2 protein-coding genes and 1 pseudogene are annotated in these 1,481 nt (G+C 61.0%); all 3 read left to right on the forward strand.

The genetic code is table 11. The annotated features are described in order from the left end of the window. A partial coding sequence (locus EN993_RS35715) for a TonB-dependent receptor (RefSeq protein ID WP_127266233.1) occupies positions 1–524 on the forward strand: 524 nt, incomplete at its 5' end. 5 nt (positions 525–529) lie between these two features. After that, complete coding sequence (locus tag EN993_RS35720; protein WP_127266234.1) at positions 530–973, forward strand: hypothetical protein; 444 nt, start codon at positions 530–532, stop codon at positions 971–973. 91 nt (positions 974–1,064) lie between these two features. Further along, positions 1,065–1,481: pseudogene (locus tag EN993_RS35725) on the forward strand (energy transducer TonB); the annotation flags it as partial.

Here is a 1,481-nt window from a genome sequence, read left to right on the forward strand (position 1 = left end):
ACTATATCGAAGGCGTGACGCTGTCCGCGTTCGACCCGACCAGCGGCTGCCCGTTCGGCCCCGGCATCCCGATCTGCTTCCAGTATCAGAATTTCGCCAAGGCCAAGATCAACGGCTTCGAAATGGAAGGCGTTTACGACGCGGCATGGGGCTATGCCGGACTTTCGGCATCCATCGTCAATGGTCATACCATATCGTATGAAGGCGACCGCGCAGATCTCGCCACGATTCCCTCCTCCCAGGTCACGGCGCAGCTCGGCTTGCGCTTCCTCGAGGATAAACTGACTGTCGGCGGCGAAGTGCAGTACAACGGCAAGCCGAAGGGCAATGCGGTGGCCAAAGACTACACGCTGGTCAATGCCTTCGCGAGCTATCAGGCGACCGATAATCTCAAGGTCGATTTCCGCGCCGACAATCTGTTCGATGTCAAATACGCCAACCCGCTCAACGGCAGCACGACAGCTGCGGTCTATGAGCCGGGCATAACGCTCAAGCTGGCGGCAACGATGCGATTTGGAGGCTGATGACAATGACGAGCTTGACGACATCCCTTCGTCAACTGACCTCGACGCTGGCGATGTCGCTTGCGATGGTTCCGGCATGGGCACAAGAGTCCGCGCCAGTCCCCGCACTCAGCCTCGAACTCAACGGCGCGCAGCCTTCCGACAAGGGCTGCCGCCTGACGTTCGTGGTCAACAACAATCTCGGCGCCGACCTGTCCAAGGCGGCGTTCGAGATCGCCCTGTTCAACGAGGCTGGCGTCGTCGACCGGCTGACCGTGCTCGATTTCAAGGAATTACCAGCCGGCAAGACCAAGGTGACGCGTTTCGATCTGGCCGGCACCGAATGTTCGAAAGTCAGCCGCGTGCTGATCAACAGCGCGACCGAATGCACCGGTACCGGCGTCGAACCGAATGCCTGCATGCGCAAGCTGAAGACGGACACCAGGACCGATATCGCTTTCGGCGTCTGAGGTGGGACTGCATCCCGCATTCCTGCAAAACACCGTGGCGTGGCCAATTGCCGGCCACCGTCGACTGCCGCTGCCAGCGAACGATCTTGATTTGACAATTCTGCTCTTGTCGCTGCAGGTCTCGTGGCGAGACATGCATCATATCAGCCCCCTCCCTAACGCCGGCACCGAGCTGGCCATAAAACCAACCGAGCCGCTTGCGCTGCCGCAGCCGTCGGCCTGGAACCGCAAATGGACGGCAGCGATCGTCATCTCCTGTCTGCTCCACGCCGCGGTGGCAGCGGCTTTTCTGATCTCGCCTTCAGTGACATCCGGTTTCCAGGACGCTATGCAGTCGGAAGGCAGTGATCAGTCGGGCACCAAGGTGGTCGGCAGCGCGCTGGACAAGGACCCGCCGGCAATAAATGTCGCGCTGGTGCCGAACCCGCAACCGGCCAAACCAGCGCCAGCAAAGGCGGCCAGGCCGTCGCCGTCAACGGAGCCTTCTCGACCAGCCGAGGAAGCGGCA

This window comes from Mesorhizobium sp. M7D.F.Ca.US.004.01.2.1 (genome assembly GCF_003997785.1).
In the GTDB taxonomy this organism is placed as follows: Bacteria; Pseudomonadota; Alphaproteobacteria; order Rhizobiales; family Rhizobiaceae; genus Mesorhizobium; species Mesorhizobium loti.